This is a genomic window from Larkinella fluvii (assembly GCF_051857545.1).
GTDB lineage: Bacteria > Bacteroidota > Bacteroidia > Cytophagales > Spirosomataceae > Larkinella.
The window spans coordinates 452,485-468,588 of sequence record NZ_JBPZHB010000002.1; the positions used below are offsets into that span (position 1 = coordinate 452,485).

Annotated in this window: 11 protein-coding genes; 5 read left to right on the forward strand and 6 right to left on the reverse strand. The window is 53.8% G+C overall.

What is annotated here, in order from left to right:
- Nucleotides 1-32 precede the first annotated feature (32 nt).
- Together ACS5NO_RS05940 and ACS5NO_RS05945 are read right to left on the reverse strand one after the other, a co-directional pair.
- Entirely contained in the window at nucleotides 33-629 is a 597-nt protein-coding gene (locus ACS5NO_RS05940; protein ID WP_439414276.1) for a diheme cytochrome c-553, read from the reverse strand.
- Between the two features lie 66 nt (nucleotides 630-695).
- Nucleotides 696-1,451 carry a DUF5602 domain-containing protein gene (locus ACS5NO_RS05945; RefSeq protein WP_439414277.1) on the reverse strand — a complete coding sequence of 252 codons (756 nt, stop codon included), beginning with the start codon at nucleotides 1,449-1,451 and terminating at the stop codon, nucleotides 696-698.
- A gap of 387 nt (nucleotides 1,452-1,838) precedes the next feature.
- Between ACS5NO_RS05945 and ACS5NO_RS05950 the strand changes: the two genes are divergently transcribed.
- Complete coding sequence (locus tag ACS5NO_RS05950; RefSeq protein ID WP_439414278.1) at nucleotides 1,839-2,084, forward strand: hypothetical protein; 246 nt, start codon at nucleotides 1,839-1,841, stop codon at nucleotides 2,082-2,084.
- 60 nt (nucleotides 2,085-2,144) lie between these two features.
- On the opposite strand, the gene ACS5NO_RS05955 is transcribed toward ACS5NO_RS05950, so the two are convergent.
- Nucleotides 2,145-2,471 (reverse strand): nucleotide pyrophosphohydrolase, encoded by a 327-nt coding sequence (locus ACS5NO_RS05955; RefSeq protein ID WP_439414279.1) that lies wholly within the window; start codon nucleotides 2,469-2,471, stop codon nucleotides 2,145-2,147.
- Between the two features lie 195 nt (nucleotides 2,472-2,666).
- Here ACS5NO_RS05955 and ACS5NO_RS05960 point away from each other — a divergent pair, with 195 nt between their 5' ends.
- The 4 genes from ACS5NO_RS05960 (at nucleotide 2,667) to ACS5NO_RS05975 (ending at nucleotide 9,437) form a co-directional block, all read left to right on the forward strand.
- Nucleotides 2,667-3,278 carry an RNA polymerase sigma factor gene (locus ACS5NO_RS05960; protein ID WP_439414280.1) on the forward strand — a complete coding sequence of 204 codons (612 nt, stop codon included), beginning with the start codon at nucleotides 2,667-2,669 and terminating at the stop codon, nucleotides 3,276-3,278.
- 86 nt (nucleotides 3,279-3,364) lie between these two features.
- Complete coding sequence (locus ACS5NO_RS05965) at nucleotides 3,365-4,390, forward strand: FecR family protein (protein ID WP_439414281.1); 1,026 nt, start codon at nucleotides 3,365-3,367, stop codon at nucleotides 4,388-4,390.
- Nucleotides 4,383-7,982, forward strand: a complete 3,600-nt coding sequence (locus ACS5NO_RS05970) for a SusC/RagA family TonB-linked outer membrane protein (RefSeq protein ID WP_439414282.1) — start codon at nucleotides 4,383-4,385, stop codon at nucleotides 7,980-7,982. Before ACS5NO_RS05965 ends, ACS5NO_RS05970 begins: the two co-directional genes overlap by 8 nt.
- Before the next feature lie 12 nt (nucleotides 7,983-7,994).
- Nucleotides 7,995-9,437, forward strand: coding sequence for a RagB/SusD family nutrient uptake outer membrane protein (locus ACS5NO_RS05975; protein WP_114405554.1), 1,443 nt, complete (start codon nucleotides 7,995-7,997; stop codon nucleotides 9,435-9,437).
- Nucleotides 9,438-9,531: 94 nt separating this feature from the next.
- Here the strand turns inward: ACS5NO_RS05975 and ACS5NO_RS05980 are convergent, their stop codons facing one another.
- From ACS5NO_RS05980 to ACS5NO_RS05990, 3 genes are all read right to left on the reverse strand, one after another.
- On the reverse strand, nucleotides 9,532-10,746 hold the full coding sequence (locus tag ACS5NO_RS05980) for a purple acid phosphatase family protein (RefSeq protein WP_439414283.1): 1,215 nt from the start codon (nucleotides 10,744-10,746) through the stop codon (nucleotides 9,532-9,534).
- Between the two features lie 75 nt (nucleotides 10,747-10,821).
- Nucleotides 10,822-12,600, reverse strand: coding sequence for a RagB/SusD family nutrient uptake outer membrane protein (locus ACS5NO_RS05985; RefSeq protein ID WP_439414284.1), 1,779 nt, complete (start codon nucleotides 12,598-12,600; stop codon nucleotides 10,822-10,824).
- An 11-nt stretch (nucleotides 12,601-12,611) separates the two neighbouring features.
- Nucleotides 12,612-16,040 (reverse strand): SusC/RagA family TonB-linked outer membrane protein, encoded by a 3,429-nt coding sequence (locus tag ACS5NO_RS05990; protein ID WP_439414285.1) that lies wholly within the window; start codon nucleotides 16,038-16,040, stop codon nucleotides 12,612-12,614.
- Nucleotides 16,041-16,104 lie beyond the last annotated feature (64 nt).

Genomic DNA, 16,104 nt, shown 5'->3' on the forward strand with positions numbered 1-16,104 from the left:
GGAAGGGCATTGGCAAGCCCTCCCCGTTTTGATCAATTCAGCTTATCGGGGCCGATGGGAGCAGGTACGGCATTTTTGACCGGTTTGGTGCTTTTCAGGTATTGAAATACCGCCTGAATGTCTTCCTCCGCCATGTCGGTATAGTTGAACCAAGGCATAGGTGGCAACAGCGGCCGGGCCGTGGCAATGCCTTTGGATTTGCCCTGGGTCAGTGCCGTTTTGAATTGTTGGTAGGTCCAGGTACCGATTCCCGTGGCGTCGGAGGTCAGGTTAGCCGCAAAACTAACACCCCAGGGACCAACGGCCGACGTTCCATCGGGACCAAACAGCATCCAGCCATTTTTCAGGGCCTCCGGCACCACCTTCCCAACCGGCCGATCCGCCGGATAACCGGATAAATGCAATTCCGGAATGACCTCCGGCCCCTGGGCGCCCATCCGCTTGGGAGAATGGCAATCCTGACACCCCAGAATGCCAACCAGATACTTCCCCCGCTTGATTGTGGCTTCATCCGATTGAGGGGCGACCACGTTATTTTTTTTCGGCGGGCCTTCATTTTTGGTAAAACCGGCCAAAAGAGACACGCAAAGAAGGGCAATCGGGAATACCGTCAAGTGAAGTTTTTTCATATAATGTATTAAAAGGATTACGATCTGGAAAAAGAGACGAACCGGAATCGGCCGAACGAATAACCGCTATTGCATCATCATCAGACCCTCGAGGCTCACCTGGATGTCGTCTCCTACTTGTTTAATGGTGTATTGCATCGGATAGTAACCCGCCTTGGCAAACTTGGCAGGAACCGGCACGCTCTTGGCAAGATTAGGTTTGCTCTTCAAAAACTCGTGCGTAACCATCGGTTCAATGAAGGTGACTTTGCCGTCGTAGGAACCAAAAATTAACGTTTCGGTAAATTTGCCCGTACCCGCCAGTTCGGGGGATGCAGGGTTGGCCCAATGAACGCCCATTTCCGGCACACCGGCCGGCAGGCGAATATAGTTGCTGGGCAAATACCCGGCGGCCGGCAGATTGTCGAATTTTGCTTTGGCGGCTTCATAAACCGGAATGGCTTTCCGCTCGGCCAGGGGCTGCATGTAAAAGTGCATGTCGAAATGGCCCACGTCATAGACACCCGGCGGTTCATGCCCGGTGTGCAGGTAATCGAGCATGATGTGGTCGAAGGGCGTTTTGCCGACGGCTTCGGCCGGTAGGCTCAACACCAGCGCCACTCCGCCGTGTGGCAGGTTGTCCAACGCCCCTTTGGTGAGGGTAAATCCAATGGAAGTAGGTTTGTTGTCGGCCGTAAATTTCACCCAGGAATAGGCCTTGCCATTGCCCAGTGACTGTTCGGTTCCTTTATAGGTCGGGGCAACTGCAACCGTGTCGTCGTTGTCGCCACAGCCCGTCAGAAAGAGCAGAGCCAGCAATGGAATGGTAAAAAGTTTTTTCATGTGATAGTGAGCTGTTTTTTTTAGTTGAGAAAAAATACTCCTGCTGTTTCGACGCGCTGGGAATACGGCGTAAAAGTCGGGATTTGTGAGAGACTGCTGTTAGCTCAAAATAGACATTCTTTGTCTCATTTTCGACAAAATAGGTTTCAGAGGCTAGAATGGCCCTATTTTCGTCTCGTTTTATGAACACAACGGCGCCACTGAGGAGGGCCGAACAAGCCTGATTTTTTGATTGGAGAAGTGCAGGATATTAGCATTCTAGTGTCTTATGTTACCATTTTTGGCCATATTGGTTACATTGGCACCTGAATTGTTTGAGTATTTTTAAATTTATGAGTAAAATTACTCTAACGTGTAACTTTAAAATTAACTAGCCCTCCGTTTCCCATGTTTGAATCCATTCGCTCATACCTTCGATTGAGACGACTTGCCAAAGCTTTGCATGAATCCCAGGACAATCAGTACACCAATCAAATTGATGCTATGCGGGCCTGTAACCGCTTGTTTCGCGACGGTGGAAAGGAATTTTCAGTCGTTAAACATAAAAGTGAGACCCTTTTTTGGGTGGTCTCCAAAAAGTCCGCGGAAGCCCTGGTGAAAGAAGGGCATCAGATTTTAAAACCGTATAAATAACGGGATAATTACTTACCAATTGGTGTGTTTAAACCAGGAAAACCGGCCGGATGCCTAGCCTTACCGCAACTTCTCATTTTCAAGGTGCCGGCTTGCATCCCGGCTGGTTTTCTTTTCCATATTCTTTTGAAATGCCGCCGTTAGGTCAACACCGGTTTGATTAGCGAGGCAAATTAGTACCCATAGGACATCGGCCATTTCGTCGCCGAGATCCTTGTCTTTGTCGGATTCTTTTTCCGATTGTTCGCCATACCGGCGGGCGATGATCCGGGCCACTTCGCCGACTTCTTCGGAGAGCATGGCCATGTTGGTGAGTTCGTTAAAGTAGCGGACGCCGATGGTTTTAATCCATGCATCGACCGTGTCCTGGGCTTCGCGTAGTGTCATAAAAGGAGCAGGCAATACCCCAAAAGTGCAGGACCGTCGTTGCGACGGAAAGCCTGTCCGGAGCATTGCCTGCAAATCTAGGCGTTTTTAAGCAAGACGCCCAACGCAAATTTATCCGCAAATAATACCAAATTTTGCAGGAATCGGTTAAGTTTGCTCCTCTTCTGCCTTTGCAGGTTAGTTTGCACACGACTGATGAACGCCCGCCCCGACACCTCGAACGACCTGATGCACTGGAATGCTTTCCGGGAGGGAAGTGAGTCGGCTTTTGCGGCTTTGTATTCGGCACATTACCGGCATCTGATCAACTACGGTCGGCGCTTTGGGGCCGATCAGGCCACCGCCGAGGATGCCATTCACGACGTGTTCATCGACTTGTGGAAGTATCGCCAGACGCTGACACAGCCACAATCCGTTCAATCCTATTTGCTGAAAGCGTTCCGCAACCGATTGGTGACCCAACTCGCCGAGCGACAGCGCCGGTTTGCCGAAACCGATGTGGAAGAACAATTCGGTTTATTGCCGGTCGAGCCTTCGGCCGAAGACCGGCTGCTGGAGGACAAACTGAATCAGGAACAGCACGAACACATTCAGAGTGCTTTCACGACCTTGTCGCCCCGGCAGCAGGAAATCCTGTATTTGCGGTACTTCACGGATTTGAGTTACGATGACATCTGCGCCGTGATGGGCATCACCTACAACACCGCCCGGACGCAATTGTACCAGGCCCTAACCGCCCTTCGCAAACGTCTGCAGACCAACTGGCCGGTTTTAATGCTCCTGCTGGGTCTGCTTATGAATCGCTGATTCATTTTTTTTACAAATTTTTCCTCCGTTCATACTACAAAGCCCCCGGTTTCTGCTCTTACCGTTAATTGATCCTTCAACACGGCATGAAACCGCAGGAATACTACGCTACCCTCGAATCCATTGACCTAGCCCGGGACCCCGACTTTCAGGCGTGGATAGTGGCCCCAACGTCAGAAACGAATCAGTTCTGGGAGTCGGTGAAAGCCCTCTATCCACAGCAGCAAAGCACCATCGAGCAGGCCCGCTTGCTGGTGATGGGTCTGGAGTCTACCTGGCAGGAACTGCCCGAAAGTGTTGTAGTGGAGTCATTTCAACGACTCCGCCTGAAGCAGCTTGCTCAGCAACCCGAACCGAAGCGGCTGTTTTTCAGACCGGTTTTTTACCGGTATGCGGCTGCCGTTACCCTGCTGTTGCTGGCCGGCATGGGCTGGTGGTTGTATGATGGAACCACTTTGCCGATTGAGTACAAAACCGCTTACGGTCAGATTCAGACGGTGACTTTGCCGGATGGTTCTGTCGTGACGCTGAATGCTAATTCCATTCTGCAAATGTCGGGCGACTGGCAGACGGAAGGGCGCCGGGAGGTACATCTCACGGGTGAAGCATTCTTTGACGTCAGCAAAAAACCGCTGGGCCGACGGATGCCGTTCGTGGTGCATACGGGTGCTGCTGACGTGGTGGTGTTGGGTACGCGCTTCAACGTAAACACCCGCCGGACCCGCACGCAGGTGGTCTTGCAGGAAGGAAAAGTGAAGCTGGCATTGCAGCAACAACCCGATGTGCTGATGCAGCCGGGTGATCTGGTGGAAACGACGGGCGGCAAAACCGCCCTCCGCCGGGAGCGGGTCGATGCCGGGCGCTACGTGGCCTGGCGCGACAATGTATTGGTGCTGGAAGAGGAACGTCTGGCCGAAATTGTCCAGCGATTGAATGATGAGTATGGACTCACCGTCGCAATTACCAACAAAAACCTGCTCAATGAACCCTTTACGGGATCGGTACCGGCCAACAAACCGGAGTTATTGATTCGGCTGATTGCCGAAACCTTTCGCTTGCGAATTGATAAACAGGACAATCAAATCGTTTTATCCAATTACAAAAATGAATAAATCCCTACCAACCCGAATCCGACTGGCGATCTTGGGCCTGTGGTGTCTGACGACCACGGCTGAAGCGCAGATGCTGGCATCGAACACGATTCCCCGGCATCCCCATTTGATACAGGAATTTCCCCGGAATGCCCGAAACGGCAACCCAACGGTCCGGTCGCTGAGTGACGTGCTGCGCGACCTGGAAAAGAAATATGGCATCAAGTTCGCTTTTCAACGGAAAACCCTGCGCGACAAAACGGTGAGCCTGCCGTTGCCGGCTACGGCCGACCGGGAAGCGGTTCTGAAAGCGGTTTTGAAACCCAACAACCTGACTTTCCGCAAAGTCGATGACTATTATTATGTGATCGTCGACGCGGATGAGGCCACGAGCCGGCTGGCTCCGTTCGTTGCGCCCCTGGAAAACAGCCAACTGGTGCAGTCGCGGCCGGGAACCATACCGGATGAGCGCCTGGATCTTGCCGTTACATCGGCCCTGCTGATGCGGCAACCGCTGGAAATTACCGTTCAGGAGCGCCGGGTGACGGGCCGTGTCACGGCGGAGGAAAATGCCGACGGTTTGCCGGGGGTCAGTGTGGCGCTGAAAGGCACCACCCGCGGTACAACGACCGACGCATCCGGTAATTTTGCTTTTTCGGTACCGAATGAAGGCGGAACGCTGGTGTTCAGCTTCATCGGCTATCTGACGCAGGAAATTCCGCTGGGCAGCCAGTCGACGGTCAACGTAACGCTGAAACCGTCGGACCAGACGTTGAATGAAGTGGTGGTGGTGGGGTATGGAACGCAGCAAAAGCGGGATGTAACCGGATCGATTGCGTCGATCAGTACCAAAAATATCAAGGATCAGCCGGTTCCGAACATTGTCGAAGGCTTGACAGGCCGGTTGCCGGGGGTGCTGATTCAGCAAAATACCGGAGCGCCGGGCAACAGCCCATCCATCAAAATCCGGGGGCTGGGTTCGATCAGTGCCGGCAACGGGCCGCTGGTTGTCATCGACGGGCAACCGCTGAACTCGGGTGATCTGGCCAACGGCGGGGGATTGAACCTGCTGAACCCGAACGATATCGATAAAATCGACATCCTGAAAGATGCATCGGCGACGGCCATTTACGGTTCGCGGGGAGCCAACGGGGTAGTGGTGGTCACCACCAAACGTGGGAAATCGGGCCAGGCGCGGGTAAATTTCGATTACTACACCGGCGTTCAGCAGATTACCAAAAAAATGGACATGCTGAATTCCCAGCAGTTTGCCGAGTTTTCCAAAGAAGCCTTCAACAATGCTTACCTCCAGCGGGTGGCTGGTGCTGCCATTACGGATCCCAACTCGGCCCGTCCGGCTGGTCAGCGGTATCGGTATCCGCGCGGGGAGTTTGCCGGAGTCAATTTCGATGATCCGGGCAGTTTGCCAACCTACGATTACCAGGATATGATTTTTCAGAATGCGCCCATCAGCAGTTACCAGTTGACGGCATCGGGGGGCAGCGAGAAAGTGCAATACATGGTGTCGGGTAACTACCTGAAACAGGATGGCGTTGTCAAGCGTTCGGGGATCGACCGGTACACTGTCCGGACAAACATCGATGCCGAGATTACCTCGTACCTGAAAATGGGGATCAGCCTAAGCCCGTCTTTTTCGGTGGAAGACCGGGTCAATACCGACGGGCACTGGGCCAGCAACGGGGTGATCAATGCCGCATTGAGTTTGCCGCCTTTCGTACCGATCTACCAGCCTGGAACGTCCGTTTATAACTCTCAGGCTTTTTACGCAGCTCCCTACGACTGGCCGGGCATAACCAACCCGGTTGCCAACATCTTCGAAATCGATAACAAACTGCGGACTACGCGTCTGTTGGGCAACGCCTATGCCGAGGTGAAATTGCCATTTGGCATCCTGTATCGGGGTACTATTGGTGGCGATGTGCGGCATGCGCGGCAGAACTACTACCAGACCTCGTCGCTGCCGCTGAATCAATTGTTGCCGCCGACTGCTAACTCAGCCTATGCGGAAAATCTCCAGGAGTTGAACTGGGTGACCAACCATACCTTAAACTATACCAGGCAAATCGGCGAAACACACCGGTTCGAAGTGCTGGTGGGTTTGGAAAGTCAGAAGAATGATTTCGAACGCAGCCGGATCGATGCCAACAACTTCCCGAATGACCTGGTTCGGACGGTGAATGCGGGGACGATTATCGGAACCCAGGCGGGCCGCAATTTCCGGGATCAATGGTCGCTGGCGTCGTATTTTGGCCGGGTTGCTTATTCTTTCAAAGACCGTTATCTGCTCAATGCGTCTTTCCGGCGCGATGGCTCATCGCGGTTTGGCATGAACAGCCGCTGGGGTACGTTCCCCTCCGCTTCGGTGGGCTGGCGCGTATCGGAAGAGTCTTTCCTGAAAAACAACCGCGTCATTTCGGAACTGAAACTCAAAGCCAGCTACGGGATTTCGGGAAACAATGCCTTTACCAGCAACTACCCGTCACTGGGGCTGTTGGGCCCGGACAATTACGTGTTGGGCAACGCACTGGCCAACGGTCTGGCGGTCAGCTCCATCGGGAACGACAACCTGACGTGGGAGAAAAGCCGGCAAACCGACATCGGGCTTGAACTGGGCGTGCTCAGTAACCGCATTTTCCTGACGGTGGATTACTACAAACGCATCACGACCGATTTGTTGCTGGCCGTGCAGGTTCCGACCCTGACCGGTTTTTCATCGGCCGTCAGAAACATTGGTAAAGTCGAGAACAAAGGGCTTGAAGTGGCCTTGAACACCCGGAACCTGACGGGCGCCTTTAGCTGGACGACGGATCTGAATTTCTCGTTTAACCGCAATACCGTGTTGGCACTGGGACCCACCGGCGACCCCATCCGCAGCGGTACGGGGGTTGGTGAGTCGAACATCACCATGATTGGCCAACCGCTGGGCAGCTTCTTCGGCTATCGGCAAATCGGCGTATTCCGCGACCGGGCCGACCTGGATTCGTATCCCCACTTTGCCGATTCGCAGCCGGGCGATGTCAAATTCGAAGACGTGAACGGCGACGGAAAAGTGGATGCCAACGACCGGACGCTGATTGGCAATAACCAGCCGGATTTCATTTACGGCATGACCAATACATTCAGTTTCAAAGGGTTCGATCTGGGCATCGTGGTTCAGGGCGTTCAGGGCTCGACCATTTTGAACCTGTCACGCCGGTTTTATGAAAACCTCGAAGGAAATGCCAACTCACTGACCACGGCACTCAACCGCTGGCGGTCACCCGAGCAACCCGGCGATGGCACCACGCCCCGCGCCAACACGCGTACGACGGGAAACAACAACGCCATTTCGTCGCGCTGGGTTGAAGATGCCAGTTATTTCCGCATCCGGAACATTACGCTGGGCTACAACATTCCGAAAACGCTGATTCAGCGTGTGAAGGTGCAAAGTCTGCGGTTGTATGGCGGGGTGCAGAACGCCCTGACGATCTCGAAATACCTGGGCTACAATCCGGAGGTAAGCGGGTATGAAGGTCCGCTGACCGGTGGAGTCGACTACGGCAGTTACCCGCTGGCCCGTACCTACACAATTGGCGTAAATATTGGTCTTTAATCTCACTCTTCCATGAAACGGAACTATTTGTATATCACCTTTTTGAGCCTTGTGTTGACAAGCTGTAAGGATGAATTCCTAGCCTTGTCGCCCATTTCACAGGCCAGCACGGCGACGTTCTACCGAACCGGTTCCGACCTGCTGAATGCCTTGAACGGAGCCTACGGGGCTTTGCAGTCCGGCGGTCAGTATGGTCAGTATTACGTGGTGGCGGAAATACCGTCCGACGATACCCGTCCCGTATTATCCGGTTCGGTAACGGATCAGGACGAGTTTGATAAATTTTACATGCGAACCACCAATCCCTTCGTGGCCACCCGCTGGAGCGACGGCTACCGGGGCATCTACCGCTGCAACGCCATCATCGACCGGAGCGCGGGGGTGACCATGAACGAAGACCAGAAAAAACGCATCGTGGGCGAAGCGAAATTTTTGCGGGCGTTGATGTATTTCAACCTCGTCCGGGTTTTTGGCGATGTTCCGCTGGTGGTTCAGGAAGTGGTCGACCCGCAGGAAGGCTATAATTACGGACGCACACCGGTTGCGGACGTGTATGCGCAGATCATTCAGGATTTAACGGATGCGGAAGGGGTTCTGGACGTTAGTTATACCGGAGCCAATGTGGGCCGGGCCACGCGCGGAGCGGCCAAATCGTTGTTGGGAAAAGTATATCTGACCCAACGGCGGTATGCCGAAGCCGCGGCCAAACTGAAAGAAGTGATCGACGCCGGAACCTACGATTTGCTGCCCAGTTACGCCAGTGTTTTCCAGGCATCCGCCAAGAATCATAAAGAATCAATTTTTGATGTCCAGTACAAAAAAGGCAGCATCGGCGAGGGAAGCGGTTTTGCCAATACCTATGCGCCCGAAAACTCGGGCAACGCGGTGATTCAGTTTGGGGGTGGGGGCAACAACCAGCCCACGGCCGACATGATCGCGGCTTATGAACCCGGTGATTTGCGGAAAGATGTATCGCTGGCGACCAGTTACACCAATGCCAGTGGGGTGCGGGTAGACTATAATTTTGTTCGCAAATACCGTGATGCGCCCGTTATTTCCGGCGATTCGGAAGACAACTGGCCGGTTTTGCGCTATGCCGATGTCTTGCTGATGTATGCCGAAGCGCTGAATGAAACCGGCAATACGGCCCAGGCGTTGCCCTTCCTGAACCGCATCCGGCAACGCGCCGGACTGGCCGCCAAAACCGCCACCGATGCCGGAACACAAGCCGCCATGCGGTTGGCCCTGGAGCAGGAACGGCGGATTGAGCTGGCATTCGAAGGCCACCGCTGGTTCGACCTGGTGCGCACGGGCCGGGCGTTGCCGGTGCTGCGAGCCAAGGCGGCCGCCATCGGCATCCAGACCAATCTGACTGAAAATAACCTGGTGTTTGCCATTCCGCAGAGCCAGATCGACATCAACCCGACAAAAATTACCCAGAATCCGGGGTATTGAATCGGGTAGGAAGGGACCGGTAAAAGCAAACGGAATCAGGTTCGGTGACAGCGTGTTCGACTGGAAGACGCGTTGTCACCGAACCTGATTCCGTTTACATTTTGGTTCGTTTAACCGCGTATTTTCCGACTTCTTCGCCATCATCCCGAATCATGCGCAGGGTAAGCTCTTTCGAATTGGCGTGTAGTTTCATCAACGTTCGGTTGCCTTCCAGTGGCCCTCCGCCGATAATGATGGGATAAGGGTGGTTTGCATCAGGCTGATGAACGCCATACCGGTGCGTATGACCCGAAATCACCAGATCGGCTTTGCCCTTTGCAAACAGGGGAGCAAACAGTTCGCGGTTGTGGAGCGGCCCATGCCAGTCGCCGGAATGAAACGGCGGAATGTGGATCAGGATTACCCGAAACGGGGCTTTTTTAAACGCTTCCGTTTCGATTTCTTTTTCCAGCCAAAGGCGTTCCTTCACCCGATACGCGTCATAAGCCGCCAAACCGCTGTATTCCCAGTTGTCATCAGTTTTGTCTTCGCCCGAATCCATCACCACAAACCGCACCGGCCCCTGCGTAAAGGCGTAGTAATAGTTCTCGGTCGGATAGGCAAAATAATCGGGAATATTTCGGGAAAAAGCCCCCCGGGTTTCGTGGTTTCCCTGCGTGAGAATGAACGGAATTTCGCGCGCAAAAAGATCGACACACGGATTCAGCAGATGATCGAATACCTGCTTTTCAGTGTTGACATTATCGAAACAATCGCCGTTGAAAACGATGAAATCAAAATCCTTTCGGTTGCCGGTGTAACCGTGTCGGTACAGCAGTTGCGGGATGGTCTGCGGACGGTCGTGGATATCGTTAAAAATAACCAGCTTTACTTCCTCGTCGTTCAGTCCCGGCGTTTTGAAGCTATAAACCGGGCTTTTGATGGGTTCGGCGTAGGTGACTTTGGCCGGCTGAAAATCCAGAATTTCGGACGACACGATCCGGTATTTATACAGTGTGCCGGGTTTCAGCCCATTGAGCGTAATCTTGTTGATTTTGTTGTTCGCTTCAACGTGGCCGTTGCGATACCGGTATTCTTTTAGACTCAGGCTGTTGCCCGCGCCATATTCGACCCAGCTCAGGCTGTTGTTTTGGGTTACCCACATCACGGTTGCCTCCGAAGGGCCGACATTTTGTAGATAAGGACCGGTTACAAAAGCGTTTTTTTTACTGTCAGCCGGTGAAACCGCCCCGCGTGCCGTGGGCGAAAGCGCACCCAGTGCACCCATTTTTGAGGCTTTTTCGAGAAACGATCGTCGGTTAATGGACATACTTCAGGGGTTGGTTTTGACCGGCTTCCGGACAACAGGATTCATTCAGCCCGTTCCGCAAGCCGGTTCGATCGATCAATACAGCGGATTCTGGACTAGTTTAGCATTTTTGCGGATTTCGGCCACCGGAATGGGAGAGAAATAGGCTTTCGGGTTAAACGCCCGCGTGGCCACCTGTACCACTTTATACTGGTAGGTGAGCGTGGTTCGGTCGGGGTTCAGTTTGCCCAGAATCTCGATACCGGTTGCGTGTTTGTTGAACGTCTGCTCGGCAATCACCCAGCGTCTGACGTCGAAAAACCGGTGTCCCTCGAAGGCCAGTTCGTACTTGCGTTCATACCGGTACAGATCCAGCAGTGCTGCACCCGCAAGGGAAGCGCCAACGGCGGGCATACCGGCGCGTTTGCGCACCATCGTCAGGTAAGTCCGCGCTTCGGCTTCCTCACCCAGCCGCAGACAGGCTTCGGCGTAATTCAGCAGTATTTCGGCATATCGGAACATAATCCAGGGTTGATCTCCCCGAAAAAACTGGCCATCGACATTCTTGTCCAGAAACTTCCGGGTATAATACCCGGTCGTGGTGGCATTCCAGTTTTCAACCGGGCTGTTGCGCGTATCAACCCCCGGCACCACCTCCACCTTGCCCGTTGCGCTGTTCCAGCGTTCCACATTGGCCGTCTGAATAACGCCATTCGGGTCGGACGCGGCAGCGTCGGCGGGCCGTTTTCGCCAGATGGCGCCGTTGTAGAGAATGGATGCGTAAAAACGCGGATCGCGGTTGGCATACGGCTGAGCCGCCTGCGCCGGATTGGCCCAGCTAAATGCGCTGCCGTCTTTCAGTTGATAACCGCTGACAAATTCCTCCAGTGGCACGTTTCCACCCCAGTTGTGGTAGCCGTTGGGGCCGTTCCAGAGATCGACGGAGGTGCCGCTCAACTGTTTGTTGTGCAATTTGGCAAACAGAATTTCCGGATTGTGATTATCCAGAAACACCCGCGAATAGTTTTCGGCGGACGAATCGGTTGGCGTATACAGCCGGTGTGGACCCGGTTTGTCGATCAGCGCTTTGGCTGCGGCTTTGGCCGCCTGCCACCGTTGGGTTTGATTGGCGTCGGTGTAACCGATCAGGGCGTTGGTATTCCCCGGTTTGTTGTACAGATCGCTGGCGGCATAAAGCAGCAATCGTGATTTCAGAGCCATAGCGGCAAACTTCGTGGCCCGGCCCGTGTTCTCGCTGTTGTAGGTTTCGGGCAGTTGCGCGATGGCCTGGTCGCAATCGGCAACAATTGCCGCCACGCAGTCGGCAAAAGAACTGCGCGCAATCAGCATTCCTTCCTTGTCATTGAGATCAAAATTTTCTTTGAACAGCGGCACACCGCCCCAGTAGCTAACCAGATTGAAATAATAATAGGCCCGCAGAAAGAACACTTCGCCCGTTAGCCGTTTGCGCAGGGTTTCGTCTTTGAACGGAACGCCGGCAATCTGTTCCATAAAAATATTGCAGTTGCGGATGTTCTTGTAATAATCGTTCCAGCGGCCAAATTGCGTCAGCGAACCCATGTTTTCGGGAGTCAAGGTGCCTTTGACAATCACGTCGGTGCCTTTATCCCGGATGTACATGCCCTCGTCCGTAACGGCGGTATGCATCACCTTCCAGTCGTCGCGGAACGGGTCCCAGATGCGGGCGTAGAAGTCGTTGACGAGGGCTTCAACCAGGGCGGGATCTTTCCATACGTCGGCATCGCTGATGGCGTCGAGCGGTTTTCGTTCCAGGAAATCCTCCTGACACGACATCGTTCCTGACAGCATCAGGATCAAAAAAGAAGCGGTTATGGTTCTGGTTAGTTTTTTCATGGCAGAGTTCATTAAAAGCTCAGGCTAACGCCGGCGTTCAGGATTTTGATTTGCGGGTAATACTGCCCCGATCCATTGGGCACTTCCGGATCGAACAGCTTGACTTTATCGATCGTCAGCAGGTTTTGCCCGCTCACGTAGAACCGCAGATTCTGCACCTTTAGCTTTTGGGTAAAGGTTGCCGGAATGGTGTAGCCAATTTGCAGCGTTTTCAGCCGGAGGTAGTTCGTGTTGTAGAGCCAGTAGGTATTTTGCTGCGTGATCCAGTACTCCCGGTTGTCGAACACCCGCGGAACCGTAGCACTCGGATTCTCTTTCGTCCAGCGGTTTTCGACGTATTCGCGCGGGAAGTTTCCAATCAATCCCGATTCCGTCCGGACATACTGGTTCGCATCGCCGGCGCCCTGCCAGAGCATGTTCAGATCGAAACCGCCATACTGAACACCCAGGTTCAGGCCGTAGGTCAGGTTGGGGAACTCCGACTGGTTGACCCGGATCTGATCCAGAGCGTCGATTTTTCCATCGCTGTTGACATCCCGAAAAATTACATCGCCCGGCCGCGCTCCCGAAACCCGTGGGGTGCTGTTAACCTGATCGATGTCTTTGAAGACGCCAATGGCATCGTAATATAGTTTCGATCCGATGGTGGAGCCGGTATAGCGTTGGTAGTCTGGTACATTGGGAGATTCGTCCCAGAAAAGGATTTTGTTGCGGGAATACGAAACCGTTCCGGCCAAGTCGAATTTTACTTTCCCGAAGGTTTTCCGGTAGCTGATCTGCGCATCGAAGCCCCGGTTTCGCACCTTTCCCAGGTTTTCGTCGGGCAACACCATACCGGTATAATCCGGAACGGAGGCCGTGCGGGGAATCAGGATGTTCGACCGTTTGGTATTGAAATAATCCGCTTCAACTGTGAGCGCACCGTTCAGAAAATGACTTTCCAGGCCGAAATTAAAGGTGTTGGCCACTTCCCAGGTGATGTTCGGGTTGGGAATCCGAACCGGATAAATGGCCGAATTCAAGCTCAGGTTGTTGCCGAAAATGGCCCCGGGAATGGTGCCGGAGTCGAAACCGTAGATGCTGAGGTACTGGTAACTGGACACTTTGTCGTTCCCCATCTGCCCCCACGAACCCCGCATTTTCAGGAAACTGACGGTGTTGACGTTATTTTTCCAGAATCCTTCATTGGAAATGACCCAACCCGCCGAAAAACCCGGGAAAAACCCGAATCGCCGGTCGCTCGGAAAGTTTTGCGAGCCGTCATACCGCCAGTTGAAATCAAACAGGTATTTGTCGTTGTACTGGTACGAAACCCGGCCGAAGTAATTCCGGCGGGCAGCTTCAAAGGCTTTTCCACTCACTTCCCGCTCGTCCTGTCCACCGGCAAACAGTTGATCGACAATCGGTGAAATGAAGAATTTCCGAAGACCGTAAAAATCGTTGCCTTTCTGTTCGTTCTGCTCATAGGCCACGAACGTGCTCAGGTTGTGCAGTCCGAAAGCGCGGTTGTAATTGATTTTGGCGTTGAATGTCACCTGCTGTTCGTGTACGAAGGTCTCCGTCAACTGCGGTTTGACCACACCCCGCTCGGCGCCGTTCAAAATCGGATTGTTCTGGCTGTCGAAACCGCCAAAGGTGTAAAGCGTCCACGGTTTTATGAAGTTTTTCTTGTGGGTCAGTTCTTTGCTGGCGGCCAGGTTTCCATCCACCGACAAGCCATCCACACCCGGTATTTTGATGTTGAAACCGAAGATGATATTTCCGAGGTTGATGTCGTGCCTGTTGTAACCGCTGGTGTTGGTCGAGGTCACCACCGGGTTGTTCCCCTGTTCAATATCGGGACCGGGCAAACCGTTGGGCCAGACAGCGGTTTCGGTGGGCCGTCCGCGCAGCAAAAACCGGAAAATCGAACTGGCACTAACGGGCGGATAATTCTTGTTGCTGTGCCGTCCCTGCACATCGAACGTCAGACGGACATACTCGTTCACATCCGCGTCGAGGTTGATCCGCAGGTTCTGCTGTTTGTAATTGGTGGCGCTGTTGCGGTAGACCGCATCTTCGAAAAGCGTTCCCAACGACACAAAATAGCGCACCTTGTCGCTTCCTCCGCGGAGGGAAAGGTTCTGGCGGTTTTGCAGCGACGTAGGTTTAATCACTGCATCGACCCAGTTGGTGTTGGGGTGTGTCCACGGAGAGGAACCGTCGCGAAATTTGGTGATGTCGTCCGCTGTAAACCGGGGTTGTCCACCGGCGTATTCCTGGATTTCATTGACCAACTGGGCGTATAAAGCCGCATCGGCCATTTCGGGCAGGCGGGTGGGCGACACAAAACCCTGGTTGAAACTGTAATCGATGGTGGGTTTGCCGGTTTTACCCCGTTTGGTTTTCACCAGAATAACTCCGTTGGCCGCCCGCGACCCGTAGATGGAAGCCGAGGCATCTTTCAGCACCGACACGCTTTCAATGTCGTTGGGATCGAGTTTGTCCAGACCGCCCAGCAAACTCGGAATGCCGTCGACGACAATCAGCGGGGAGTTATCACCCAGTGTGCTGCGGCCCCGGATAAACAGATCGGACCCTTCTGAACCCGGTTCTCCCGACCGGTTAACGGCAATTACACCGGCCACCCGACCCGCCAGCGTGTTGGTGACGTGGGTTGTGGGGGCCTGCTTCAGGTTTTTACCGTCTACCATTGAAATGGCACCGGTAACGTTCACTTTCTTCTGCGTGCCGTAGCCCACTACCACAATCTCATTCAGCGATTTGGTGTCGGGTTGCAACGTCACGTGAATGATCGACTGGTTCCCGATGGTGATTTCCTGGCTGGTGAAACCCACAAAGGAAAAAACCAGTACGGCTTTGCGATCCGGAACCGTCAGGCGGTATTGACCCTCCGCATCGGTGGTGGTTCCCCGGGTGGTGCCTTTCAGCACGACGCTGACGCCGGGCAGCACCTCATTGTTTTCGCCGGTTACTTTACCGGAAATGGTTTCTTCAACGGGTACGGAAATTTTCTGCGAAATTTGGGCATACTCATTTCCTTCCGGCGAAGCGGATGGGTTGTTCAACCCGGCCGGGTCGGTTTCCCGGTTCAGGATGATATACCCACCGGCCACCGAATACTGAATTCGGAGTGGCCGCAACAACTTCTCCAATACCTCGCTGAGTCGCTGGTTATGAGCGGCTACGCTCACTTTGTGATCCCGAATCAGGGCCGGCACGTACGAAAACCGCACCCGGGCCGATTTTTCCAACTGATTCAGAACAACTCGTAATTCCCGCCGGTCCGCTTCGACCGTGACGGGGCGGTTCAGCATCTCCTGCGCCAGTCCGGTACGGCCATACGCCATGCCGGCAAGCAGCAGAACCAACAGAGTAGGGACACCGGTAACTTTCATAATCAGCGCAAAAAAGTTGCGTGTTGTCGTCGTTTTTTTCATAATTTACCATCGCTTTTGAATGAGAAAAAAGCAAAACTCTCCCTGGCCCCTCAGTGAGGGGCAA

What these genes read in the sequence shown, in the direction of transcription:
- ACS5NO_RS05980 (WP_439414283.1), bottom strand. Translation starts at nt 10,746, where the DNA reads ATGTCCATTAACCGACGATCGTTTCTCGAAAAAGCCTCAAAAATGGGT.
- ACS5NO_RS05970 (WP_439414282.1), top strand. Translation starts at nt 4,383, where the DNA reads ATGAATAAATCCCTACCAACCCGAATCCGACTGGCGATCTTGGGCCTG.
- ACS5NO_RS05945 (WP_439414277.1), bottom strand. Translation starts at nt 1,451, where the DNA reads ATGAAAAAACTTTTTACCATTCCATTGCTGGCTCTGCTCTTTCTGACG.
- ACS5NO_RS05950 (WP_439414278.1), top strand. Translation starts at nt 1,839, where the DNA reads ATGTTTGAATCCATTCGCTCATACCTTCGATTGAGACGACTTGCCAAA.
- ACS5NO_RS05955 (WP_439414279.1), bottom strand. Translation starts at nt 2,471, where the DNA reads ATGACACTACGCGAAGCCCAGGACACGGTCGATGCATGGATTAAAACC.
- ACS5NO_RS05940 (WP_439414276.1), bottom strand. Translation starts at nt 629, where the DNA reads ATGAAAAAACTTCACTTGACGGTATTCCCGATTGCCCTTCTTTGCGTG.
- ACS5NO_RS05975 (WP_114405554.1), top strand. Translation starts at nt 7,995, where the DNA reads ATGAAACGGAACTATTTGTATATCACCTTTTTGAGCCTTGTGTTGACA.
- ACS5NO_RS05985 (WP_439414284.1), bottom strand. Translation starts at nt 12,600, where the DNA reads ATGAAAAAACTAACCAGAACCATAACCGCTTCTTTTTTGATCCTGATG.
- ACS5NO_RS05965 (WP_439414281.1), top strand. Translation starts at nt 3,365, where the DNA reads ATGAAACCGCAGGAATACTACGCTACCCTCGAATCCATTGACCTAGCC.
- ACS5NO_RS05990 (WP_439414285.1), bottom strand. Translation starts at nt 16,040, where the DNA reads ATGAAAAAAACGACGACAACACGCAACTTTTTTGCGCTGATTATGAAA.
- ACS5NO_RS05960 (WP_439414280.1), top strand. Translation starts at nt 2,667, where the DNA reads ATGAACGCCCGCCCCGACACCTCGAACGACCTGATGCACTGGAATGCT.